This is a genomic window from Paraburkholderia sp. J63, assembly GCF_905220245.1.
Classification (GTDB): Bacteria; Pseudomonadota; Gammaproteobacteria; order Burkholderiales; family Burkholderiaceae; genus Paraburkholderia.
In genome coordinates, this window is the sequence record NZ_CAJMZF010000164.1 from 1 (window position 1) to 554 (window position 554).

The window sequence follows — 554 nt, forward strand, 5'->3', positions numbered from 1 at the left end:
CGGCGCAGGTTACGCAGGGCGACGGTCCGGTACGGCGGCCAGAGCGCGTCGAGCAGCTCGTCGTTGCGCGAGAGCCCTGCGCGCAGATACCACGGTGCGCCGTGCTCGCTCCGGTATTCGAGCGTCCCGATCTGCTGCTGGAGGGCGAGCTGCGTGCGCAGCGCCTGCGGGGTTCCGGGTGTCGCCGCCAGCGCCGCGGCAGCGGTCGTCTCGGCCTCGCGGATGAGCGCGTGGTTGCCGAGGCCCGATATCATCAGCGCGCCGATCCAGCCCACGGCACAGGCAATACCGGCCATCGCCAACACATTGGGCCAGTAAAAGCCGGTGCGGCGACCGCGATAGCCGGGCGAACCCGCCGCGATCTCCTGCCATACCGGCAGCAGGGCGGCGGGCTGGGTACGCGTCACGGTCAGGATCTGCGCCGACGGTGCATCGGTGGCCTGGGCGGGCGTGCCGTCGGCGCCCTCGACGACCGGCACCGGTACCACGGACGACCCCGGAAAAACCGGCGCGAACATGACGCCCGCCAGCGGCGCGCGCAGCCAGTTCGACGA

1 pseudogene is annotated in these 554 nt (G+C 72.0%); it reads right to left on the bottom strand.

The features are described from left to right. A pseudogene (locus tag U5775_RS38985) lies at nucleotides 1-554 on the bottom strand (type VI secretion protein VasK); the annotation flags it as partial.